The sequence below is a fragment of the Streptomyces sp. NPDC091292 genome, assembly GCF_044757265.1.
Taxonomy (GTDB): Bacteria; Actinomycetota; Actinomycetes; order Streptomycetales; family Streptomycetaceae; genus Streptomyces.
Map to the genome: position 1 here is coordinate 598,596 of NZ_JBIVUQ010000003.1, position 23,642 is coordinate 622,237.

Annotated in this window: 22 protein-coding genes; 20 read left to right on the top strand and 2 right to left on the bottom strand. The window is 71.3% G+C overall.

Annotated elements, in window-relative coordinates; translation table 11 throughout:
* The first annotated feature begins 90 nt into the window (after positions 1 to 90).
* From ACIQNU_RS14000 to ACIQNU_RS14040, 9 genes are all read left to right on the top strand, one after another.
* Entirely contained in the window at positions 91 to 501 is a 411-nt protein-coding gene (locus tag ACIQNU_RS14000; protein WP_401365541.1) for a hypothetical protein, read from the top strand.
* Entirely contained in the window at positions 498 to 1,124 is a 627-nt protein-coding gene (locus tag ACIQNU_RS14005; RefSeq protein WP_401365543.1) for a hypothetical protein, read from the top strand. Before ACIQNU_RS14000 ends, ACIQNU_RS14005 begins: the two co-directional genes overlap by 4 nt.
* Positions 1,094 to 1,981: a protein kinase gene (locus ACIQNU_RS14010; RefSeq protein ID WP_401365545.1), complete on the top strand. Its 888-nt coding sequence runs from the start codon at positions 1,094 to 1,096 to the stop codon at positions 1,979 to 1,981. The genes ACIQNU_RS14005 and ACIQNU_RS14010 overlap by 31 nt, the downstream gene beginning before the upstream one ends.
* A complete protein-coding gene (locus tag ACIQNU_RS14015) occupies positions 1,978 to 2,541 on the top strand; it encodes a GNAT family N-acetyltransferase (RefSeq protein ID WP_401365546.1) in 564 nt (187 codons plus the stop codon). The genes ACIQNU_RS14010 and ACIQNU_RS14015 overlap by 4 nt, the downstream gene beginning before the upstream one ends.
* Before the next feature lie 233 nt (positions 2,542 to 2,774).
* Positions 2,775 to 4,037 (top strand): helix-turn-helix domain-containing protein, encoded by a 1,263-nt coding sequence (locus ACIQNU_RS14020; RefSeq protein ID WP_401365548.1) that lies wholly within the window; start codon positions 2,775 to 2,777, stop codon positions 4,035 to 4,037.
* A 121-nt stretch (positions 4,038 to 4,158) separates the two neighbouring features.
* Positions 4,159 to 4,443, top strand: a complete 285-nt coding sequence (locus ACIQNU_RS14025; RefSeq protein WP_401365550.1) for a hypothetical protein — start codon at positions 4,159 to 4,161, stop codon at positions 4,441 to 4,443.
* Positions 4,440 to 5,078, top strand: a complete 639-nt coding sequence (locus tag ACIQNU_RS14030; RefSeq protein ID WP_401365552.1) for a hypothetical protein — start codon at positions 4,440 to 4,442, stop codon at positions 5,076 to 5,078. Before ACIQNU_RS14025 ends, ACIQNU_RS14030 begins: the two co-directional genes overlap by 4 nt.
* Positions 5,075 to 5,590: a hypothetical protein gene (locus ACIQNU_RS14035; protein WP_401365553.1), complete on the top strand. Its 516-nt coding sequence runs from the start codon at positions 5,075 to 5,077 to the stop codon at positions 5,588 to 5,590. The genes ACIQNU_RS14030 and ACIQNU_RS14035 overlap by 4 nt, the downstream gene beginning before the upstream one ends.
* Complete coding sequence (locus ACIQNU_RS14040) at positions 5,587 to 6,561, top strand: hypothetical protein (protein WP_401365555.1); 975 nt, start codon at positions 5,587 to 5,589, stop codon at positions 6,559 to 6,561. The genes ACIQNU_RS14035 and ACIQNU_RS14040 overlap by 4 nt, the downstream gene beginning before the upstream one ends.
* Here the strand turns inward: ACIQNU_RS14040 and hemC are convergent.
* The gene (gene hemC, locus ACIQNU_RS14045; RefSeq protein ID WP_401365556.1) at positions 6,554 to 7,498 is read right to left on the bottom strand and encodes a hydroxymethylbilane synthase; all 945 of its coding nucleotides are present in this window, start codon (positions 7,496 to 7,498) and stop codon (positions 6,554 to 6,556) included. The genes ACIQNU_RS14040 and hemC overlap by 8 nt on opposite strands.
* Positions 7,499 to 7,729: 231 nt before the next feature.
* Here hemC and ACIQNU_RS14050 point away from each other — a divergent pair, with 231 nt between their 5' ends.
* The gene (locus ACIQNU_RS14050) at positions 7,730 to 8,131 is read left to right on the top strand and encodes a hypothetical protein (protein WP_401365558.1); all 402 of its coding nucleotides are present in this window, start codon (positions 7,730 to 7,732) and stop codon (positions 8,129 to 8,131) included.
* An 86-nt stretch (positions 8,132 to 8,217) separates the two neighbouring features.
* On the opposite strand, the gene ACIQNU_RS14055 is transcribed toward ACIQNU_RS14050, so the two are convergent.
* Positions 8,218 to 8,394 (bottom strand): thiazolylpeptide-type bacteriocin, encoded by a 177-nt coding sequence (locus ACIQNU_RS14055; protein ID WP_365816541.1) that lies wholly within the window; start codon positions 8,392 to 8,394, stop codon positions 8,218 to 8,220.
* A gap of 167 nt (positions 8,395 to 8,561) precedes the next feature.
* Between ACIQNU_RS14055 and ACIQNU_RS14060 the strand changes: the two genes are divergently transcribed.
* From ACIQNU_RS14060 to ACIQNU_RS14105, 10 genes are all read left to right on the top strand, one after another.
* Positions 8,562 to 9,845 (top strand): amidohydrolase, encoded by a 1,284-nt coding sequence (locus ACIQNU_RS14060; protein WP_401365560.1) that lies wholly within the window; start codon positions 8,562 to 8,564, stop codon positions 9,843 to 9,845.
* Between the two features lie 329 nt (positions 9,846 to 10,174).
* A complete protein-coding gene (locus tag ACIQNU_RS14065; protein ID WP_401365562.1) occupies positions 10,175 to 10,699 on the top strand; it encodes a hypothetical protein in 525 nt (174 codons plus the stop codon).
* Positions 10,696 to 11,727, top strand: coding sequence for a phosphate ABC transporter permease subunit PstC (gene pstC / locus ACIQNU_RS14070; protein ID WP_401365564.1), 1,032 nt, complete (start codon positions 10,696 to 10,698; stop codon positions 11,725 to 11,727). Before ACIQNU_RS14065 ends, pstC begins: the two co-directional genes overlap by 4 nt.
* A gap of 1 nt (position 11,728) precedes the next feature.
* A complete protein-coding gene (gene pstA / locus ACIQNU_RS14075; RefSeq protein WP_401365565.1) occupies positions 11,729 to 13,063 on the top strand; it encodes a phosphate ABC transporter permease PstA in 1,335 nt (444 codons plus the stop codon).
* A gap of 51 nt (positions 13,064 to 13,114) precedes the next feature.
* Positions 13,115 to 14,905 carry a phosphate ABC transporter substrate-binding protein PstS gene (locus tag ACIQNU_RS14080; RefSeq protein WP_401365567.1) on the top strand — a complete coding sequence of 597 codons (1,791 nt, stop codon included), beginning with the start codon at positions 13,115 to 13,117 and terminating at the stop codon, positions 14,903 to 14,905.
* A complete protein-coding gene (locus tag ACIQNU_RS14085) occupies positions 14,902 to 17,484 on the top strand; it encodes a hypothetical protein (protein ID WP_401365569.1) in 2,583 nt (860 codons plus the stop codon). Before ACIQNU_RS14080 ends, ACIQNU_RS14085 begins: the two co-directional genes overlap by 4 nt.
* 136 nt (positions 17,485 to 17,620) lie before the next feature.
* Positions 17,621 to 18,604, top strand: a complete 984-nt coding sequence (locus tag ACIQNU_RS14090; protein WP_401365570.1) for a hypothetical protein — start codon at positions 17,621 to 17,623, stop codon at positions 18,602 to 18,604.
* Between the two features lie 39 nt (positions 18,605 to 18,643).
* Positions 18,644 to 20,215 (top strand): Ig-like domain repeat protein, encoded by a 1,572-nt coding sequence (locus ACIQNU_RS14095; protein ID WP_401365572.1) that lies wholly within the window; start codon positions 18,644 to 18,646, stop codon positions 20,213 to 20,215.
* A 130-nt stretch (positions 20,216 to 20,345) separates the two neighbouring features.
* Positions 20,346 to 22,310: a WxL protein peptidoglycan domain-containing protein gene (locus ACIQNU_RS14100; protein WP_401365574.1), complete on the top strand. Its 1,965-nt coding sequence runs from the start codon at positions 20,346 to 20,348 to the stop codon at positions 22,308 to 22,310.
* Positions 22,310 to 23,641 (top strand): Ig-like domain-containing protein, encoded by a 1,332-nt coding sequence (locus ACIQNU_RS14105; protein WP_401365576.1) that lies wholly within the window; start codon positions 22,310 to 22,312, stop codon positions 23,639 to 23,641. Before ACIQNU_RS14100 ends, ACIQNU_RS14105 begins: the two co-directional genes overlap by 1 nt.
* Position 23,642 lies beyond the last annotated feature (1 nt).

Sequence of the window (23,642 nt, forward strand, 5' to 3'; positions counted from 1 at the left end):
TCCTTGCCGGACGACCGCGGCGGCCGGCGGGGAAGAAGGCTGCGCCGCCCGACCGTCGGCGCCATTCGAAGCAAAGAAGAGGAGCGCATCATGACCACCAAAACCGTGGAACAGGTCGAACTCGGCAGGTTCCTGAACCTCACCGCCCGGCGGTTCGACGCCGGGTGTCCTGCCCCGGAGATGTTCTCTCCGGCCATCGACGGCGAATGGCACCGGCTTCTCAACTCATCGGGGTATCAGGCGTTCTGTGCCGAGCACGCCGGGCGTCAGATCGGGCACGCGGCAAACGCGGGAGCCGGGGAAATCTCCTGGGTCCGTGCCTATGAGGAGTTGTTCGGGCCGCTGCCCGAAATCTGGTTCACCGACCAGCACGGGCGCCTGGACCACGAAGGGTTAGCCCACTACCGCGAGAGCGGGACCGTGGTCGCCGAATGGGACTGCTCGCCGGTCCCAGGTGACGAGGCCGCCCCCAAGCGGCAGACGGCGACACCGACCCCGTGACTGCTGAGCCCGTTGGCGGAGCGCTCCGGCCCAGTGCCGGGGCGCTCCGCCTCATCGCACCCCGCACCACCACACCCAGCGCGGACATCGCCGCCTATGTGCAGGCCGTGACCACCCACTGCCCCTACCTCGCCCCGTCCCTCGATCGCGGCCTGACCGGCTGGACGCTCTACGAAGCCGTCGGTGCCCCCCTGGACGTGGAGGCCGAAGTGTTCCACGCCGCCGTGCAGGCCGCCGAATGGGTCCGGCCGTTGGCGGCCCGCGCCCATGGCGCGTTCGTGTGCGAGAACGTCGCCATTCTGGGCGCAGGACGGGAAGTAGTGCAGTGGCCGCACTGGGCCCTGAAGCACCTTTACGGACCGGTGGGGTTGATGATCGGCAAGTTCGCTGCGGGAGAGGAGCGCACCGACGGCAGGGGCCGCAGTATCTCGCCACCACCGGTTTCGTTCCTCCCGGTACGGGTCGCTGTTCGGCCCCGCGACGGCCGGTTCCTGCACCGCACCCCGAACCTGGCGGCGGTCGTGGCGTCCGCGAGGGACGACGGCCGCGACGTATTCGGCGATATCGGGCACGACTGGAAGGACATCAGACTATGGGCGCAGCACCTCCCGTCGAGGCGGTAGCAGCTCTGGAGCAGTTGCTGGGTCCCGTCACCTGCGATCTGCTCAGTGATCGGCGAGGCTCCCGAGCCTGGAAGGTCATCGGCTCCGGGGGCACTGCGGCGTTGAAGGCCAACAACCCCGAGGCCGCGTCCGGACGCGACAAGGCCGCGGAGATGGCCCAGGAGGACCGGCACCTGCTCGCCCTCGCCGACGCGGGCGCCCTCAGCCCCAGGTACCGGATCGACGCCGGCCCATGGGAGGGCGGCCGGTGGCTGGCGGTCCGTTGGATCGACGGAACCCCCCTGTGGAACGCCATGGCCCCGGCGCGCGGCCCCGAGGGCGATCGGCCCCCGGTGCGGCCGTGGCTTCTGGGCATCGCTCGAACCTGGGCGGGGCAGCTCGAACGGCTGCACTCCGCCGGTTGGACCCACGCCGACGTGCAGCCCACCAACACCCTCATCACCGCCGACGACCGCGCCGCCGTCTTCGACTTTGCCTTGTCGTGCGGGCCCGAGACGACTGATCGTCTTCCGTACCGGGGAGCCTTGACCCACACCACCGCCCCCGAGATCGCCGACGCCCTCCTGACCACCCCCACGGACACCCACATCCAGGCCCGACCACCGGCCGACATCTGGGGGTTGGGCGCATCCCTGTTCTGGTGCTGGACCGGGCACCGCCCCGTGCCCTACGCCGACGACACCCCGCGGACGGACAAGTTGAGGGCCATCGCCGCCGGGAAGCGCCTCTCCGTCGATGACGCCCGGCCATGGTCCTTCCCCGTCTTCGAGGACATCATCACCGCGTGCATGGCACCGGTCGCCGCCGAGCGGCCCACCGCCGCCGACCTGGTCACCCTCATCGAGGACACCCAATGATCACGCTGCGGGACCTGGTCCCCGGCGATGTCCTGGCCGTGCAGAGGATCTACAGCGGCGCTTCCCTCACCTTCACTCGCCGCCACCCCATGACCATCGGAGACGCCGCCGCTCATGTCACCACCGCCCTCACTCAGGCTCGGGCGAGCCCCCGCGAACGGTGGTGTTTCGGTGTCACCGCTGGTGATGACCTGGTCGGGGTGATCAAGTTCCGGGACCGCGGCGCTGGTCACGCCACCTTGAGCTACATCTTGCGGGAAGACACCTGGGGGCGCGGGTACGGTACCGCCGCCGTCCGGCAGGTCATCGCGTACGCGTTCACCGCCACCCATGTGGACCGGCTGAGCGCCAAGCATCACCCCGACAACCCCGCCTCCGGCCGCGTGCTGGGCAAGGCCGGGTTCACCCGCACCGCCGTCTTCCAGGGGCGGGCGGACGGTGCACCGGTGACGTACCCGGTCTACGAGATCTGCCGCGCCGGATGGGGCGCCCATATCGACCGATCACCGGGCAAGACACGACGCAGTAGCGCGCCGACCGGACAGCTTCCAGGGAGCTGAACGACGTATCCGCGATGCGACGATGTCGCCTTGGTTGGTCGCGGCAGCGGGCGCCGCTGCTGCCGTGGCTGCGGACGGCGGCGTTCGAGGGAGGGTTGCGGGACGCTCCGCTGAGGGGGGCGGAGATACGGAGGGTGCCGCATCCGTTTCCATAGCGGGGCTTGGCCGTGGTGGCACCGGGTATCGGTAGTGCCGACAGGGCGCGGCGTACGGTGGTAGCAGGAGGTAACCACATGACGACCGAAGGCAACGAAGTCCGGGAACACATCAAGCAGTTGCGGCGTACGGCGGGGATGAGCCAAGAGCAGTTGGCCGAAGCGTCCGGCCTGTCGGTGTTCACGATCCAGAAGGCGGAGCAGGGGAAGCCGGTCCGGACCGAGACGTTGCACACGATCGCGCGAGCGCTCGATGTGCCCACGTCACGGCTGTTCGTCGGGGGGACACCTGCCCCTGTTGTCGGAGACATGGACACGTCGCGGCGTCTCGTACCGCTGCGCATGGCTCTGATGCCGCCGATCGGCGTCACGGGTGTCGAGCCCCCGGCAGAGGCGCCGGAGATTGGGGGGCTCGGCGCGCTGCGCAGGCAGATCATGGATGTGCACACGCTGTACCGGGCCGGCCGGTACGACAGTGTGGTCGCCCAACTGCCCGCTCTGCTTGTGCGGGCGGGTGCAGCGGTACGGACCGCCGAGGGCGACGACCGGGTGGAGGCCGAAGCCGTACGGGTCCTCGCCCTGCTGGTGGCGGGAAAGTTCACCACGCAACTGCGTCAGTACGACTTGGCCTATCACGCCCTCGCGGACGCGATCCGCACCGCGCGGGATGCGGGGGACCAGCACACCGCCGCCGTGGGTGTGGTCGGTCTGCTGTGGTTGCTGCTGCGGCAGAACCGGTTCGACGAGTGCTACCGGCTTGCCATCGACACCGCCGAACTGGTCGAGCCCCGTATGACCGAGACCGACCCGGCGCGCATCTCCCTGTACGGAGAACTCTGGTTGCGCGCGGCTGCCGCGGCTGTTCGTGACGGTCGCTACGACGACGCTGAGGTGGCGAGGGGTATGGCAGCGCGTGCTGCGGGCGGCATGCGGCGCCAGGACGAGATGTTCCCCTCGCACTGGGGCGGATTCGGGCCCGCTACGGCAGCGATCAAGGCGGCCGAAGACTGCTTGGTCATGGGGCAGGACGCGTCGGACGCACGGGAGCTACTGCGCCGAGCGGGTACCGACGCTCTGTCGCCCGAGGCGTTGAAGTCGCGTGGGAAGCCGACGGCCATCGACTGGTCGCGGCACAAACTGGACGTTGCGTCGGCGCACGTCATCCTTGGCTCTCACCAGGCAGCCATGGAAGAACTGGTGCGCATCAAGGAGAAGCGCGGAACCTGGATGCGTCATCAGCCCATGGCGCGGCGAGTCGTTGGGGACGTACTCAAGACGCGCAAGCGCACGTTGACCCAGGACATGCGCGACATGGCCACGTACTTGGGGGTCGCCGGGTAGCTCGTACGGGCTGTACGGCTTTCGACACCGGGGATGGCGAAGTCACCTACGGTGCTTATGGCTTGACTGACAGTCACCATCTACGGTCGTCGTGTCCCAACCGATCTGCCTCGGGGGCACGATGACCAGCAACACGCGAAGGACCGAAGCCGACCGTGCGCGGCGCCGTGGACTGCACGACGCCGCGGCGGGCGTGCCGGATGTCGGCACGGTTCTGTACGACACCGTCACGGACAAGGTGGGCGAGTTCCGTGGCGAGAACGACGGACGCTACTTACTGCGCCCGCCCGGTGGCGGCGTCGAGTGGGACGCGGCCCCGGGTGACGTGGAGCCGCCGGGAAGCGCCGAGCGTTTGCGGGCCAAGGCGGCGGCGGAGAACCGGGACCGTGCGCGGTTTCGGTTGTGAGCCGCTTACGTTTCCCGTTCCGGCGGGGGCGGGTCTCGGCGGCGCGGGCGGAGGCCCTGGCGAGGTACTGCCGGGAACGCGACATCGATCTGCTTGCCGGAATCTTCGGCGACTCCGACCACGGGCCGCCCCCGAGCCGTATCGACCGCGTGCGGCTGTGGGCGGACGGCGTGCTCGCCCTCGGGCGACTACGCGGCCGGCGCGCGCGGCTCCGCGTCCGCAGGTGGTGCACCTTGCCGAGCGGGCACCGCCGTATGGAGCGCCCTGTGGAAACGGAAGCGGTCGCACCGGACGACGGCCTGACACCCTCGCCTGCTGACGTGGACCGGCTGATCAGCGACATCGCCGCGGACGTGGTCGCCATGAGGGGGGCGGAGGGGACCAGGACGTTCGGGTTCGTCAGATGGCGGTTGCGGCCCGATCAGGATGATGACGCCCCGCCGAACACATACGCGTTCCGGTGCCTCACGCTCACCGACGATGACATCGAGTGCGACGCGAAGTCGGCCCCGAGCACCGACCCGACCGAGCCGCAGACCTGGGTGTTCGCCCACCTGCGCGCCCATCCCGAGCACACCAGTTACGCCGAAGTCATCGAACGGCCCTGGGTGCTGTGGCGGGAGGGCCCCGCGTGAACTGCCGACCGGAGCCGGAGGGCTACTGGTCCGAGGTGCGCGGCGAGGGACCGGTGTACGGGACGGGCGAATCCGTGCGGCACGTCTTGGGCACCTTCGCATCCATCTCGCCGATATTGACGCTCCGTTGGCTTCGGGGCGAGGCGCGGCGCATCGCGGACCGGCTGGACCCCGATCCGACTGAGGCGACATGGGTCCGCCCGACCATGCGCAAGGCGACCACGCCCGTACCCGACTGCCCGACGGAGTTACGGGCCTGGGCCGCCGACCCCGACAGGCAACGCGCCGCCCGCGACCACATCAAGGCGGGCCACCCACTGTGCGCCACTTTCCGGGACACGGACTGCACGTACACCTTCTCCGCCTGCCCGATCCGCCTGCCCACGGACGAGCCCGCCCCGCCCGTTCCGACGGGCGAGGAGCAGCGCCACCGACCCCGAGCGCTGACCAGTACGCCCCACCGCTCGGGGCGGTTCACGTCGCGACCAACTGAAACGAGGGACGACCCGTGACCGCTACCACCGACCACCGCACACGAACGACGACCAGGGCGACGAGCCCGCTCCGGAGCCGACGGGCGGTGCGCAGGCTGCTGGAACCGCGGGCGCTCACCCCCGCCGATCTGTCCATGGTGCTACTCGTCACCGAGGAGCCCGCCGACCGCCCCATGCCCACGGTGACCCTCGCGGAGATTCCCGCAGTGTCACGCGAGGCTGTGCGGCTCGGTGTCCCGTCCGTGAAGCTGTTCGCCGAGTCGACCCGGCGGGACGCCACGGGGGAAGCCTCGGTCCACGCCGGTTCGCTGATGGCTCGCGCTGTGAGCGAAGTCAAGAGCGCCGCCCCGGATCTCGCCGTCATGACGGAGACGTGCTTGTGCTCGTACACCGCCGACGGCGTCTGCTATCTGACCAGTCGCGACGGAATGCCCGACGTACGCGGCACTGTCGAGGTCACGTCCCGTCAGGCCGTCGCTCACGCGGAGGCGGGCGCGGACATCGTCGGCCCCGCGTCCATGGTGCTCGGCACGGTCGGGGGCGCGCGTAGGGCACTCGACCAGGCGGGGCACGAAGCGGTGTCCGTCATGCCTCACGTGATCTTCTGGTCCCACCTGTACGACGGATTCCGGCTCACGATGGGTGCCACCCCGAAAGCGGGGGTCGACCGGGAGTTTCAGATCAACCCCGGGAAGGCCGACCAATTCATCGACACTGCCTTACGGATGGAAGCGGCGGGCGCCGACATGATCCTTTTGGAGCCCGCGCAGTTCACGGCGGATGTGCTCGCCACGCTCCGGGGCGTCACCCGCGCGCCCCTGTTCCCGTTCTCCGTGTCCGGTGAGTACACGGCGCTGACCCGGATGGACCCCGAGTCGGGACGGCGCGATGTGCGCCTGTTGGTCGAACTGTTCACCATGCTCAAGAGGGCGGGGGCGAGCGGCAGCGTCACGTACGCGGCGCTCGACATAGCCCGGCAGCTCACCTAGCCGCGAGAGCGGCCCGTACCGCGTCGAGGATCGCATGCGCGCCCTGGTCGATGAGCGTCGCGGCCAGTGCCGCACCGAGCTTTTCCGGTTCGGTGGACGGGCCGGTCAGGGTTCCCGAAACCTGCTCCGTACCGTCCAGCGAACTGACCTGACCGAACAGCCTGAGTTCGCCGTCCGGCAGGGTCTCGCCGTATGCGCCCACGGGAACGCTGCACCCTCCGTGAAGCTCGGCGAGCAGCGCGCGTTCCGACCTGATTTCGGCATCGACGGACACGTCGCCGACCGTGGACAGGATGTCGCGCAACGGGGCCGAGGGCTCGTCCGTCCGGACCTGAATTCCCAATGCACCCTGGCCGGGGCTCGGCGGGAACAGGTCGAGCGGCAGCAATTCGCCGATCGCGTCAGCCAGGCCGAGCCGGCGGAGCCCCGCAGCGGCCAGAACCACCGCGTCCAGCCCCTCGGTCTCGATCTTCTTCAATCGGGGCGGGACATTCCCTCGGATCGGAACGATTTCAAGGTCCGGGCGTACCGCGAGTAGCTGCGCGATGCGCCGAGGAGCCCCCGTGCCGACCCGCGCGCCCTTACGCAATCCCGCGAGGGTCGAGCCGCACAGAGCATCGCGCACGTCCTCGCGCCCAGGCGGGGGCAGCAACGTGAGCCCGCTCGGGTTCGCCGTCGGAAGGTCTTTCAGAGAATGGACGATCACGTCCACGTCACCCCGCGACAAAGCCGCTTCCTGCTCGCTGCTGAATGCAGACCCGCCGCTGACGGCGGAAACGCTCGACAAGGGCGACTTACGGTCCTTGTCGCCCCCTTCCAGAATCACGCGATGCGTGAAAGTGACGTGCGGGAAGCGTTCGCGGAGCGGTCGCAGGTATTCCCGCACTTGAGCTTTGGCGAGATTGCTTGCGCGCGAGCCGACGAGATACTGAACCACGGTGACCAACTCCCGAAGCCTGACAGGGTGTCACCAGGCTATGGCCCTGTGTGGCGTGCTGATGCAGACAGTCGGTCGGCTAACCATGATCGGGAATGGCTGCTGATTCGCCCCGTTCGGCGCTCTCACCCTTGCCGACCGCGCTGTGTTTCGCGCGGCCGTAACCCCACCCTCGTGACGCCCCCTTGGCTTACGGGCGGGGCCTCTTCCTCTCTCCCCCTTGGACAACACATGCGTCAATGCAAAGCCACCGCCGATGTGCGGCCCGCCGCCCTCGTCTTCGCGATCCTCGCCGGGCAAGGGCGGTTATACGGCGGTGATCTCGCCTACGCGCCCCGGCGCGTCCGCTGCGAACTCGCCCTCGGGCACCAGGACGAGCACGCCTGGGACTGGCCGGACGGAATGGCGCCGCCACTGTGGGCGCGGTGGACGACTGAGGCGCCCCCACGGTTCGAGTCCCTGCCCTGGTGCGAGACCCCGGGCGGTCCGCACGGCGATGCGTGCACGCTCTATCAGGGGCACGCGCACGAGCATTCGTGGAATGTGCGCGACCCCGAGATCGAAGCGCTGCGCCGCAGGGTCCTAGCGGAATGGGCGCGGTTCATCAAGCGGCTGGGCAGGAAGCCGGATTGACGGGACGAAGGGGCGCGCGAAGGGGGCGGCATCCGTGGGGGAATGCCCCCGGATGCCGCCCCCTCCTCATGCCGGGTGCGCTGCGATCAGGCGCTGCACGAGGTGGTGCTGGTGGTCGAGGAACACGTCGACGTCGAGCTGCACGACGTGGAACCCGCGAGCACGACCTCGCTGGCGTCCGAGTAGTCCGAGATCTCGAAGGTCTCCGACTCCAGCTCCATGATCTCGTCGGCGAGCGAGGCGAGGGTGTTCTTGTCGGCCATGGTGACTCCTTGGGGGACGAGGGCGGCCCGCGAGGGCAGCCCGGAGAGCCGTGCTCGTACCCGACCATTGGAACCGCCACCGCTGGCACATCGGCAGGTGTTCCACTGACGGCGCGCGTCAGCGGGATGACAGCGGGGACCGGCGGGCGGCGGGGATGATGGCGCGGATGAACGCCGGCCCGCCCACCCCCGACACCCCGGACCCCCGGCCCGCCCTCTCCGGACTCGCCGACGTGCTCCGCCCCGCCGTCGCGCTGTACGTGGACCTCCACCACCGCCCGGAACTCTCCGGCGACGAACACCGCACGGCCGCCGAACTGGGCAAGTGGCTCGGCGATGCGGGGTACGAGGTGACCGAGTCCGTCGGCGGCCACGGTGTCGTCGGCGTGCTGCGCAACGGTGACGGCCCGCGCGTCATGATCCGTACCGAACTCGACGCGCTGCCCCTGACCGAACGGACCGGACTCCCGTACGCCAGTGAGGGCCCCGTCGCACACGCCTGCGGGCACGATCTGCACATGGCGGCGGCGATGGGCGCGGCCTCGCTGCTCGCCGGAGCCCGCGCCCGTGACCACTGGTCCGGGACGCTGGTCGTGGTCGGCCAGCCCGCCGAGGAGACGCTGACCGGCGCGCGGGCGATGCTGGCGGACGGGCTGTACGAGCGGTTCGGGCGCCCCGACGTGGTGATGGCGCAGCACGCGGTGCCGCTCCCGGCGGGGATGGTCGCGCACGGGTACGGTCCGGTGCTGGCCGGAAGCGTCGGCTTCGAGATCACGGTGCACGGGCGCGGGGGCCACGCGGGCACCCCGCACCTGGCGGTGGACCCGGTACTCGCCGCGTCGGCGGCCGTACTGCGGCTCCAGGGCGCGGTGTCCCGCGAGTGCGCGCCGGGGGAGCAGGTCGTGTTGAACGTGGGTGCCTTCCACGCCGGTACGGCGGGCAACCTGATCCCCGACCGGGCCGAACTCTCCGTCACCGTCCGGGCCCTGTCCGATGCGGCGCTCGACCGGATGACGGCTGCCGTGGAACGGATCGTGCGCGCCGAGTGCGCGGCCTCGGGCTGCCCCCGGGACCCGGAGGTTCGGATCACCTCCCGCTCCCCGGTGACGCACCCCGACCCGGAGGCGACGGCCCGCGTACGCGCCGCCCACACCACCCTCTACGGCCCCGAACGCGTCTCCGCCTGGCCCCCGTCCCTCGCCACCGAGGACTTCCCGCTCTACGGCGACGCGGGCACCGAACTCCACGGCCACAGCGGCATTCCGCTGGCGTACTGGATGCTCGGCACGATCTCCCCCACCACCTGGTCGAACACCCCTGGCACCCCTGCCGAAAAGCTCGCCGCCCTCCCCGCGAACCACTCCCCGGAATTCGCCCCGGACGTGAAGACCGCTCTGCCGACGGGGATCAGGGCGCTGGTTTCGGGGGTGTGGGGGTGGGTGGGACGGTGACGCCGCCTCCGCCTCCGCCCCCGTCGAACCGGTCCGCCAAGTGACCTCCACGCCCGGTCCCGGCCCCTTTTTGCATGGTTCGTTCCCGGGTCGAATCCGGTCACCCCTCTGGTGCTCGCACAGTCGATTGCGCTAGGCGTCCGGGACCGGTGGGCGGGGCGTCGTGCTGGGGATGTGAAGGGCTTGCACACCCCGTTCAGTTGGCCGATGTCCGGTGTTCATGCACGCGTGAGCGCACGGGCGCCCGACACCGTGAGGGTCAGGTCGGCCGGTGATGGGAATCGGCCAATATCACCGGACGCCGACGTGTGTCCGGAGGGGGGGTGGCCATGAATCACCCGCGCTTTCTGTTTCTGCCGAGAGCCGGCGCCGCGACCACCGTCGCGGCGGCTCCGGTGGTCTCCGTCGGATGGAGGCTGCTCGGCGCCAACAACCGCGGACTCGGGCAGGGTTGGGACAGCCATCCCGGCCTGGCGGCCTGCCGTGCCGCCGTGGAGTCGCTCCGCGAGGACGTGGTACGGGCCCGCCCCGTGCTCGCCGTCTCCGAGACGTCGGGCCTCTGGGTCTGGCGCCTCGAACTCGACGGCCGCCGGGTCGCCGTGTCCAGCCGGTCCTACCAGCGCCAGCGCGAATGCCAGTACAGCCTCACCAACTTCCTGCGGGCGGTGCCCGAGGCGCGGGTGGCGGCCGGTCTCGTCGCCCTGGGCGGGCGCCGGTTCTCGAACCCGCGCGACGACCGCCCTCCCCCCTGGCCGCCCGCCGCGCCCGGCAGGACCGCCACCCTCGCGAACCCCGCCCCCCGTACGCCCGTCCTTCCCCCGGTCGCCGACTCCGCCGGAGCACGCACGCGATGACGCTCACCGCGCCCAATCCCGCCGCACCGCAGCCCGCACAGCCCGCACCCCCCGACGAGCCACGCGCCATCAAGCGCTCCGCCGGGTTCGCCGACCGGCTGTTCCGGGGTCTCGCCCGGGGCAGCGGCGGCATCGTGCTCGTCATCATGCTGCTGGTCGGTACGTTCCTCACCTTCCGTGCCTGGGAGGCGCTGCGGGTGGCGGGCTGGTCCTTCGTCACCACCTCGGCGTGGGAGCCCGACTCCAAGAACTTCGGTATCGCCGCCGTCCTCACCGGCACCGTGCTGATCGGACTCGTCGCGATCTGCGTCGCCGTGCCGCTCGCCCTCGGGACGGCGCTGTTCATCACCGAGTACGCGCCGCGCCGCATCCGCCGCACCATGGTCAGCCTGATCGACCTGATGGCGGCGGTGCCCAGCGTGGTCTACGGGCTCTGGGGGTTCTTCTTCTTCCAGTCGCACGTCGTCGGTCTGTCGCGCTGGCTCGCCACCTACTTCTCCTGGATCCCGCTGTTCCGGGTGGACGGCGCCCAGGCGGACGACCCGCTCGCACCGCTCACCGTCTACACCTCGTCCACGCTCATCGCCGGGATCGTCGTCGCGCTGATGGTCATGCCGATCACCTGTTCCGTGATGCGCGAGACGTTCTCGCAGGCGCCGCCCGGCGAACGCGAGGGCGCCTACGCGCTCGGCGCGACCCGCTGGGGCGTGATCCGCTCCGTCGTCCTGCCCTTCGGGCGCGGCGGCGCGATCGGCGGCACGATGCTCGGGCTCGGCCGCGCCCTCGGCGAGACCATCGCCGTGTACATGATCATCTCGCCGGTGTTCGTGATCCAGCCGCACATCCTGGAGAACGGCTCCAACTCCGTCTCCTCGCTGATCGCCCTGCGCTACGGCTCCGCCGGCACCTTCGGCATGTCGGCGCTGATGGCCGCCGGGCTCGCCCTCTTCCTCATGACGCTCGTCGTCAACTTCATCGCCTCCTCCATCGTGGCCCGCAGCCGCTCCGGAGCGGGGGCGGAGGCCTGACATGCACCACATCGACCAGATCGAACAGACCCAACAGGCCGGCCAGACCGCCGGCCAGGAACACGCCGGCACCGGCAAGGCAACCCCCGCCGAAGCCCCCCGTACCGTCACCCCCGCACCCACGGACCCCGCCGCCCACCCCGAGACCCGCCGCACCGCCGCCGCCTTCCGGCCCGGCGATATACGCGCGTTGACCGGCGCCTTGGCCGGCGCGATCGGTCTGACCGTCCTGCTGTTCACGCGGATCGCGCCCTTCGACGCGCCGCTCGGCTTCGTCGTCGTCGCGTACGTCTTCTTCCTTGGGCTGTACGCCGTCCTGGTCTCCTTCCAGGAAGACGCCATCGCCGTACGGGACCGGGTGGCGGCGGTGGTCGCCTACAGCCTCGCCCTGCTGGTCGTCTCGGTCCTCGTCTTCGTCGTCGCGTACACCCTGTGGCGGGGCCGCTCCGCGCTGCCGCACCTCAACTTCTTCACCGACGACATGTCGCGGACCGGGCCGATGCAGCCGCTCAGCATGGGCGGCGTGCTGCACGCCATCGTCGGCACCCTGGAGCAGATCTCCATCGCGCTCCTGATCACCGTGCCGCTCGGCCTCGCCTGCGCCGTGTTCCTCAATGAAGTCCCCGGCGCCTACGCCCGGTTCGTCCGCACCATCGTGGAGGCGATGACAGCGCTCCCGTCGATCGTCGCGGGCCTGTTCATCTACGCCACCTTCATCCTGATGCTCGGCAACCAGAAGTCCGGTTTCGCCGCCGCGCTCGCCCTCGGCGTGATGATGCTGCCGATCATCATCCGGGCGTCCGACGTGGTGATCCGGCTGGTGCCCGGATCGCTCAAGGAGGCGTCCCTCGCGCTCGGCGCCAGCCAGTGGCGCACCATCTGGACGGTGACCCTGCCGACCGCGCGGTCCGGTCTGACCACCGCCGTCATCCTCGGCACCGCGCGCGGCATCGGCGAGACCTCTCCGGTACTGCTCACCGCCGGGTCCACCGGCGATCTCAACCTCAACGCGTTCAGCGGCGCCCAGGTCTCACTGCCGCTCGCCACCTTCGAACTCGTCCGGTCGCCGCAGCCGAGCTTCATCGCCCGCGGCTTCGGCACCGCCGCCCTGCTCATGGGCCTGGTCCTGCTGCTCTTCGTGCTCGCCCGGATCATCGGCGGGCGCGGACCCGGCGAGCTGACCAAGCGCCAGATCCACCGCAGGGTGCTGGCGTCCCGCCGCGACAGCGAACGGATGCGCGACGAGACCGCCCCCGAAGGCGCCCGTACGGCCGAGCCCGCGCCGCCACCCGGTGCCGGACCAGCCGGTCACCCCGCAGGGCCACCCGTCAGCTGATCCACCGCACCCCCAGAACCGCCCCGCCCCACCGACAGGAGTCGCTTTCCGATGTCCGGAACCCCTCCGGCGCCGCCAGGCCCCCGTACAGGAGACCCCCGTACCAGCAGGCGCAGCCGAGGCGTCCGAGCCGCGCTCGCCGCCCTCGCCGTGGCCACCCTGGTGCTGCTCGGGCTGCTTCCGCCCGCCCAGCAGGCCGCCGCCGCGTCGTACGTCCCGATCTCCGGCGCGGGCTCCACCTGGAGCCAGAACGCGCTGGACCAGTGGCGGGCCAACGTCAAGCAGTACGGCATGACGGTCAACTACAACGGCACCGGCTCGTCGGACGGCCGCAACCAGTTCCGCAACGGCACCGTCGACTACGGCGTCTCCGAGATCCCGTACGGCGTCAAGGACTCCGGCGTCGTGGACTCGCCGCCCTCGCGCAAGTACGCGTACATGCCGATCGTGGCCGGTGGCACCTCGTTCATGTACAACCTGCGCATCGGCAACCAGCGGGTCACCAACCTGCGGCTCTCCGGGCCCGTGATCGCCAAGATCTTCACGGGCGGCATCACGCTGTGGAACGACCCCGCGATCAAGGCCGACAACCCGGGCCTCGCCGCGTCGCTGCCCGCCCGCAGAATCGTTCCGGTGGTCCGGTCCGACGGCTCCGGCACCACCGCGCAGCTCACCGCCTGGATGGCGAAGGAGCACGGGTCGGTCTGGGACGACTACTGCGCCAAGGCCGGACGGTCCACGCCCTGCGGCACGACCTCCAACTACCCGCTGGTCCCCGGCAAGGGCTTCGTCGCCCAGTCCGGGTCCAACGGTGTCTCCGGGTATGTCGCCCAGGCGGGCAACATCGGCACGATCACGTACGTCGAGTACTCGTACGCCGTCTACACCACCGGATTCCCGGTGGCCAAGGTGCTCAACAAGGCGGGCTACTACACCGAGCCGACCGCGCAGAACGTCGCCGTGTCGCTGCTCGACGCGCGGATCAACGACAACAGCTCCTCGCCCCAGTACCTCACCCAGATCCTCGACGGCGTCTACAGCAACAAGCGCAACGACGCCCGCAACTACCCGCTGTCCAGCTACAGCTACATGGTCGTGCCGACGAAACTGGAGTCCAACTTCAACGCCCAGAAGGGCAAGACGCTCGGCGCGTTCTCGTACTACTTCCTCTGCCAGGGCCAGCAGCACGTCGACAACCTCGGCTACTCGCCGCTGCCGGTGAACCTGGTCGAGGCCGGACTCGACCAGGTCCGCAAGATCCCCGGCGTCGACGTCGAGAACGTCAACATCAAGAACTGCCGCAACCCCACCTTCTCGGAGGACGGCACCAACACCCTCGCCAAGACGGCCCCCATGCCGCCCGCCTGCGACAAGCAGGGCGCGACCCAGTGCACCACCGGAACCGGCGGCGACAAGAAGCCGACGGTGCCCCAGGGCGGCAGCGCGGGCGCGGGCTCCGGCTCGGGCGGCGGTACCGGTGGTGGTACGGCGTCGGGCGGCGGGTCGACCGGCGGTGCGGGTACGGGCGGTACCGGGGGAGCGGCGGCGAGCGGCGGGGCCGGGGCGACGGGCGGCAGCGCCAGCCCGGGTGCCTCGGCGGACGGCGGCACGGCGATCGACCCGGACACCGGGCAGCCGCTCGGCGCGGGCGGCACGGGTGACGCGGCCGGGGCCGGAGCGGGCGGCGGCGACGCCTTCGCCGTACCGGTGTCCACCTCCGGGGCGCTCGGCGGCTCGGCGCGGATCGTCCTGACCGTTCTCGCGGGGCTGCTCCTCGTGGTCGTCACGGTCGGACCCCCGCTGCTGTCGCGGCTCCTGACGGCACGGAAGTCCGGGTCATGAGGGCCCGCCGCGTCCACCGGGCGCTCACCGCGGTCGTCGTCGCGCTCTGCTGCACCCTCGGTGCGGGCGCCTTCCTGGCCGCCGGACCCGCCGGTTCCGCCCCTTCCGCCGCTTCCGCCGGGTCGGTCCGGCAGGCGTCGTCCGGCACCGGCCCCTCCCCGGTCACCGTCTCCGGCACGGGCGACTTCGCCGCGCTCAAGGTGACCGTCGAGCAGACCCAGCACCTCGTCAACCAGGTCGTCAAGGTCTCCTGGAAGGGCGCCGAGCCCACCGTCTCGGACACCGCCTACGCGGCCGACTACCTCCAGATCATGCAGTGCTGGGGCGACGACGCGAAGGGCCCGAGCCCGGAGCAGTGCCAGTTCGGCGGCTCGTCCGCGTTCGGGCCCGGCGTCGGCGGTCAGGGCGCGGGCGCGTACACCAACAGCCGTCAGCTCAACTACGGCGGCAACCTGGTCGACCCCGAGCAGAAGCTGCCGCCGCCGTCGCCCAGCGGTGTCTCGTACACCCCGTTCCGCTCGGTGACCGGCGAGACCGCCACGGGCGCCACCAACGACTTCTTCGACGCCAGCACCACCAACGAGGTCCCCTACGCGCGCACCAACCCGGACGGCGCGGGCGAGGTGTACTTCGAGGCGCAGACCGCCCTTGAGGCGCCGGGGCTCGGCTGCGGCGAGGCGGAGGCGGGCAGCGCGAACCAGAGCGAGGGCCGCCGCTGCTGGCTGGTCGTCGTGCCGCGCGGCCAGACCGAGGTGGACGGCTCCCGGTACACGGCACGCGCCAGCGGCTTCCTCGAATCGTCGCCGCTGTCCGCCACCAACTGGGCCGCACGCCTCGTCGTCCCGCTGCACTTCGAACCGCTCGGCCAGTTCTGCCCGCTCGGCGCCGACGAGCGCCCCACCCTCGGCAACGAGATGGTCGCCGAGGCCGTCAGCCGCTGGCAGCCCGCGCTCTGCCGTACCGGCGGCAAAACGATCTTCGGGTACGCCCAGGTCACCGACGACACCGCGCGCGCCAAGCTCGGCTCCGGCAATCCGGGCATGGTCTTCATGAACCGGCCCGCCGCCGCAGGGCAGATACCCGAGGGCCAGACCCCGGTGTACGCGCCGGTCGCCCTGTCCGGGCTCACCATCGGCTTCCTCATCGAGAGCCAGGCCCCGAGCTGGGCACCCGAGGACGTCCAGGCCCGCAACGGCCGCCGGATGACGAGCCTCAAGCTCAGCCAGCGGCTGGTGGCGAAGCTGCTGACCGAGTCGTACCAGGACGGCAACTCGCGGTTCGCGCCGAGCACCGAGAAGAACCCGTACAACCTGGGCCACGATCCGGAGTTCGTGCGGCTCAACCCGGAGTACGCCGACCTCAACTTCGGCGGCAAGCTCGGTGACGTCGTCGTCCCCGAAGCGCTCGCGGACACGGCCGCCCTGCTGTGGAGCTGGGTCGACCAGGACCCGGCGGCTCGCGAATTCCTCGACGGCACCCCCGACAACGCGGGCAAGTACGGCGACCCGAAGAACTCCGGGATGAAGGTCAACCCGCACTACAGCAAGCTGAAGCTGCCGCTCGACCACTTCCCGAAGAGCGACCCGTTCTGCCAGCAGTTCGAGGACCACCCGGACAACCCGCTGTGCGTCCAGGACAAGCACCCGTACACCTCCGACCTGCACGGCGCCGCCCGCGCGGCCGGGCGCGGCGACCCGCTGGCCCGGACCACCTGGGACAAGACGGCGACCCCGCCCGGCTACAAGAAGGACCCGGTGCAGCCCGCCGGGCAGCGCGCCATGCTCGCCCTCGCGGACACCTCGTCGGCCCTCCGCTACGGACTGACCCCGGCCAAACTGCGCAACGCGGCCGGGCAGTACATCGCCCCGACCACGTCGGCGCTGGTCGCCGGGCAGGCCGCGATGAAGCCGGGCGCGGTGAAGGACGTCCTGGAACCGGTGCCCGCGAACACCACGGCGAAGAAGGCGTACCCGCTGACCTCGCTCACCTACGCGGCCACCGTCCCGTCCCGGCTGACCGCCGCCGAGGGCAAGGACTACGCCGAGTTCCTGCGGTACGCGGCCGGCCCCGGGCAGTCGCCCGGCGTCGCGGCCGGCACCCTGCCCGAGGGCTACGCGCCGCTGCCGAAGGCGCTGCGCGACCAGACCGTCCGGGCGGCGGCCACCATCGCCGCGCAGGCGGGCAAGGAGCCGTCGGGCGACGGGGGTTCGGCCGGGGGGAGCGGCGGTACGACGGGCGGCGGCACCGGGGGTACGGGCGACGGCTCGGGCTCCGGCGCCGGTACGGGCGGTGGCTCCGGCGGCGCGGCGGGCGGTGCGGCACCGGGTGGCGGCGGGGCGAGCGCGTCCCCGTCCGGCTCCCCGTCGCCCGGCGCCACGGCCACCTCGCCGCCGCAGAAGGCGGCGGCCGAGGCGGAGTCGTCGCTGACACCGGCCTGGGTGCTCGGCGCGGTGCGCTATGTCGTCCTGATCGTCCTGATCACCGGAGTCGCGGCGGCCGTAGGCGGCCCGCTCCTGCCCAGAGTGGCGCCCGTGCTCGCGGCCAGGCTGCGGGATCTGCGGCGCGACGACGGCACCTGAGCGACCGGTCGGGGGCGGAGGCACCACCCCCGACCGGTGCCGGATGTTCCGGAACGGCCGGAACCCGGCGACCCGCGAGCGATCGCGGATCTCAACACCAGCACGAGCCTAGCTGAGGGGTAACGCAAAGGTGAAGATGAAGAAGATCGCGATGGCCGCGACAGGTGCGGCGCTCATCGCCGTCACCGTCGGCAGCACCGCGAACGCCGAGCCGACCGGTACGCCGACCTACCGCCAGCTCGCCGGCGTCGGATCGGACACCACCCAGGACGTGATGAACGGTCTCTCGCAGACCGTGACCATCAACGGCACCAAGGTCCTCGGCTCCTACAACGCCGTGGGCGCGCCCACGATCACGACCAAGGACCCCGCCGTCAACAACAAGTGCGCCATCACCCGGCCGAACGGCTCGGGCGCCGGCCGCACCGCGCTCGTCAACTCGCTCCAGGCGGGCGACGGCTGCCTGGACTTCGCGCGCTCGTCCAGCCTGAACCTGGCCGCCGCGTCCCCCGGCCTCACCTACGTCCCGTTCGCCGTCGACTCGGTGACCTACGCCATCACGCCGTCCAGCGTGCTGCCGCGCAAGCTCACCCTCGCCGACCTCAAGGCGATCTACCACTGCGACCCGAACTACGTCGGGACCGGCCCGAACTTCAGCGTCAACGCCCTGCTCCCGCAGGCCGGTTCGGGTACCCGCAGCTACTGGATCTCGCAGGTCGGCATCACCGAGGCCGACGTCACGGCCGGTGTCTACCCCTGCATCAAGGACAAGAAGGGCACCACGCCCATCCAGGAGCACGACGGCCGCGTCCTCGACGACAAGTCGATCGTGCCCTTCTCCACCGCCCAGTACATCGCGCAGGGCGCGACCGTCGCCGACGTCCGGGGCCGCGCCATCCTCGGCACCATCGACGGCAAGTCGGCCACGGTCCTCAACAGCGACTTCGGCATCAAGCGCGAGGTCTACAACGTGATCCCGACCAGCAAGATCGGCACCGCCCCGTGGAGCACCGTCTTCACCGGCTCCGACTCGCTGATCTGCAAGCAGGGCGAGGTCATCAACAACTACGGCTTCGCGACCAACCCGAACTGCGGCGACACCAGCAAGCAGACCCCGTAACCCCGACGCGCTTTTCCTGATCGAAGAAGGGCTTTGAGCGTGTTCTCCAAGAGACCCCTGCGGAACCTCTCGGCCGGTGTCGTGACCCTCGTCGCCGCCGTGGGCGCCGGCCTGGTCGTCGCCCCGTCCGCCCAGGCGGCCGAGATCGGCACCATCGCCATCAACCCGAAGACCGGTGCCGACGACTCGGGCATCGACTTCAGCACGTCGGGCGCCTGCCCCGACAACGCGACCAACGTCATCGTGTCGGTCAAGGGCTCCGGCTTCCCCGCCGAGGGCCAGAACGTGGTCGGCAACGCGCCGATCGAGACGTTCAACACGACGGCGGACGGCGGGATGAACATCCCCCTGACGTCGACGATGAGGGACTACGCCAACATCGCCGGCTTCAGCACCCTCCAGGGCCGCTACGACTTCACGGTCACCTGCCGCACCGCGTTCAACGGGACCAGCCTCGGTGACTTCACCGGCGCGATCTGGTTCACGTCGAACACGGCGTACCAGGCGAACGACCCGGCCGTGAAGGTCGACACCACCACCGCCCTCGCGGTGTCCCCGTCGGGCTCCACGGACCAGGGCGACGCGGTCACCCTGACCGCCACCGTCGCCCCCGCGGGCGCCACCGGCACCGTGCAGTTCCGTGACGGCGCCACCGCCCTGGGCAGCCCGGTCGCCGTCACCTCCGGCACCGCGTCGCTGACCACCAGCAACCTGACGGTGGGCAACCACTCGCTCACCGCCGAGTTCACCCCCGGTGGCTCCGGCTACAACGCCTCCGCGTCCGCCGCCGTCGCCCACCAGGTGAAGGCCGTCGCCGCGAAGCCCACCACCACCGCGCTCGTCGTGTCCCCGGCGGACACCGCGGCGCAGTACAGCCCGGTGTCGCTCACCGCGACCGTCGCGCCGGCCGGTGCGAACGGTTCGGTGAAGTTCACCGACACCGTGGGCGGTACGACGACGACCCTCGGCACCGTGAAGGTGACGGACGGTCAGGCGGCGCTCACCACCAGCGCGCTGGCCCCCGGCGACCACTCGTTCACGGCGAGCTTCGTGCCCGGTGACGGCACGTACGCCGCGTCGGACTCCGGCAACATCCCCTTCAAGGTCGGTGCGTTCGCGGGCGTCTCCACGTCCCAGGACATCACCACCACCGTGGAGGCGGGCGCCCTGGTCATCTCCGTCCAGGACCCGCACGTCGTCCTGCCCTCGCCCCAGCTTGAGGCGAACGGCGAGATGCTTACCACGACCGGTGCCATCAACCAGGTCACCCTCACCGACACCCGCGCCGGCAACCCCGGCTGGACCGTCAGCGGCCAGGTGACCGACTTCTCCGACGGCGCCACGCACACCATCAACGGCCAGAACCTCGGCTGGACGCCCAAGGTCGTCGACAACGTCTCGGCCCAGCAGGTCACGGCCGGCGCGAAGGTCGGCCCGGCGGCGGCGCTCGCTCCCGGCGACACCGGCACCGCCGGTCTCAAGTCCTCCCGCACCCTCGCGGGCGGCACCGGTCTCGGCACCGCGCACCTCGGCGCCGACCTGGCCCTCACCGTCCCGACGTCCACGGTGGCCGGCACCTACACGGCCACCCTCACCCTGACCGCGATCTGACGCGAACCCCTCGCGAACTGATCGTGCGTCACCACTGAGCGCGGGGTGGGCGGTACGGGTGCACATGCCCGTACCGCCCGTCCTGCCGCCGCCCTTCCTCGCTGCGCCCCGCCCCGATCGGACGCCTGACATGACCAGCAACCCCATGGCCGCCCGTGCCCTCGCCCTCGGCACCGCGCTCCTCGCCTGCCTGCTCGTCCTCCTCCCGGCCCCCGGTGCCGTGGCGTCCGCCCGTGCCGACAGCGGGGTGGTCCGTACCGGGACCGGAGACGGCCGGGCCACCTTCGGCGTCCAGCCGTCGGGTCCGAAGAAGCCGGACCGGCGCAGCGACTTCTCGTACAGCGCGACGCCCGGCGCGGCGGTCCGCGACCACCTCGCCGTCGTCAACCACAGCGCCCGGCCGCTGACCCTCTCGGTGTACGCGAGCGACGCGTTCACCACCGAGGACGGCGGGTTCGACCTGCTGGCCCGGGGCCGCAAGTCGAAGGACGCGGGTACGTGGGTCGCGCCCGCCAAGCGCCGGATCGTCGTCCCCGCCCGGTCCCGCACGATCGTGCCGTTCACCCTCACGATCCCGGCGAAGGCGTCGCCGGGTGATCACGCGGCGGGCATCGTCGCCGCGCTGGCGTCGACCCGTACCGGCGCCAAGGGCGAGCGGGTCGCCGTCGAGCAGCGCGTCGGGGCGCGCGTCCACATCAGGGTGGCTGGGGAACTCAAGCCCCGGCTCACCGTGGAGGACCTGCACGCCACCTACCACGGCACCGCCAACCCCGTCGGCAGCGGTTCCGCCACCGTCACGTACACCCTCCGCAACACCGGCAACGTCCGCCTCGGGGCACGGCAGACGGTCCGGGTGAGCAACTTCGTCAGCGGCCCGCGCACCGCCCGCAAGGTGCCCGCCGTCAAGGAGCTGCTGCCGGGCGCGTCCCTCAAGGTCACCGCGACCGTGCGCGACGTGTTCCCGGCCGTGCGGTCGACCGCGACCGTCACCGTCGACCCCGTCCCGGTCGGCGGCGACATCGATCCCGCGCTGCCGGGCGCCACGCGCTCCACCGACTTCTGGACCGTGCCGTGGGCGCTGCTCGCGCTGCTCCTCCTGCTCGTCGCGGGGGTGACGGCGCGGCTGCTGCTGCGCCGGCGCCGCACCCGCCGCGCCGCCCGTGCGGCGGCATCCGTTCCCCTTCCCTCACAGGCCAGGAAAGAGAAGATCTCCATGCTCACCAAGCGTTTCCAGCGGCCGGCGTTCGTCGCCGCCGCGTCCCTGCTCGCCGCCACGGGCGGCACCGTGCTGCTCGGCGCGGCCCCGGCGTACGCCGAGACCCTGGGCACGGTCGCGGTGACCCCGAAGACCGGCGCCGACGACAGCCCGATGACCCTCACCACGTCCGGCGCCTGCCCCGCCGACGGCGACCACCTGATCGTCAAGGTCTCCGGCAAGGGCTTCCCCGCCGACGGCCAGAACGTCGTCGGCAACTCGCCCACCGCGATGTACCCGGTCGCGGGCGCGGGCTACGAGGTGCCGCTGACGTCGACCATGCGGGACTACGCCAGCGTCGCGGGCTTCAAGACCCTTGAGGGCAAGTACGAGTTCACCGTGACCTGCCGCAAGGCGTTCGGCGAGGCCACCTTCGGTGACTTCAAGGGCTCGATCTGGTTCACCTCACCCACCGAGTACCGCGACACCGACCCGGCGGGCCCCGGCCCCTCCGACTCCGGCAGCCCCACCCCGTCGTCGCCCGGCGAGTCCACCCCGCCCACCGAGTCGGAGTCCCCGTCGGACTCGCCCGAGCCGAGCGACACCGCCGAGCCCAGCGACACGGCCGTCCCCAGCGAGACCACCGACCCGGGGACGACCGACGGCGGTACGGGGACGGACGGCGGTACGACGGACGGTTCCGACAGCTCCGGTGGCTCCACGGGCGGCTCGACCGAGATCGCGACCGAGGTCCCCGGCAAGGGCGGCGCTCTCGCCAGCACCGGCGCGCAGGCGACCGCGCTGTCCCTCCTGTCGCTGACGCTGATCGGCCTCGGCGCGCTCACCGTCCGCTGGGCCCGCCGCCGCGGCCTGCTCAACTTCCCCACCGGAGGCAACTGATGGGACTCGCTCCGACCTTGACGGCCCCGATCCTGGCGGCGCCCCGCCGGACGCTCGCCGCCGTGCTGTCCGCCGCCGTCGGCGCGGTCGTGCTGCTCGGCGCGGGCGCCCCTGACGCCCGCGCCGACACCCTGGGCACGCTCACCGCGAACCCGGCCACCGGCACCGACACGACGTCCATGTCCCTCACGACGTCCGGCGCCTGCCCCGCCGAAGCCGACCACGTCATCGTCAAGGTGAACGGCAAGGGCTTCCCCGCGGAGGGCCAGAACGTCGTCGGCACCTCACCGGTCGAGCTGTACCCGGGCTCCGGCGCGGGCTTCGAGGTGCCGCTGACGTCGACCATGCGGGACTACGCGAGCCTCGCCGGGTTCACCACGCTGGAGGGTCAGTACGAGTACACGCTGACCTGCCGCAAGGCGTTCGGCGCCGCCACCTACGGCGACTTCAAGGGGTCCGTCTGGTTCACCTCGAACACGACGTACCGCAACACCCCGCCCCCCGTCGCCCAGACCACGGCGACGACGCTCACGACCTCGCCCGGCAGCCCCGTCACGCAGGGCACCTCGGTCAAGCTCACCGCCAAGGTCGCCCCCACGACGGCGCCCGGCACCGTGCAGTTCCTCGACGGCACCGCGAAGGTCGGCTCCCCGGTCACCGTCTCCGCCGGTACGGCGACGCTCACCACCAGCACCCTGGCGGTCGGCGCGCACTCCCTGAAGGCGCAGTTCGCCCCGGCGAACACGGCCGACTACACCGGCTCGACGTCGGCGGCGGTCCCGTTCACCGTCACCGTCCGCCCGCCGACGGTCACCTCGCCGCCGAAGGTCACCGGCACCGCCAAGGTCGGCTCCAAGGTCACCTGCGCGGTGACGTTCAAGGACGCCACCTCCGTCGCGTACCAGTGGCTGCGGGACGGCGCGTCGATCAGCGGCGCGACCGCGTCGACCCGGGTCCTCTCCTCCACCGACCGCACGCACAAGGTCTCCTGCCGGGCCACCGGCAAGAACAGCGGCGGCAGCACCCCGGCGACCAGCCCCGCCGTGACCGTCGGTACCGGTGTCGCCCTCAAGGTGGTCAAGGCCCCCTCCATCACGGGCACTCCGAGCGTGGGCAAGACGCTCACCGTCAAGTCCGGCACCTGGACGCCCGCCGCCACCTCGTACAGCTATGTGTGGAAGCGCGACGGCCGGACCATCGGCGGCGCGACCAAGACCACGTACAAGGCGGTCAAGGCCGACAAGGGCCACCTGCTGACCGTCACGGTCACCGCGAAGCGGGCAGGTCACGCCAACGGCACCGCCACGACCAAGTCCGTGCGGGTGAGGTGAC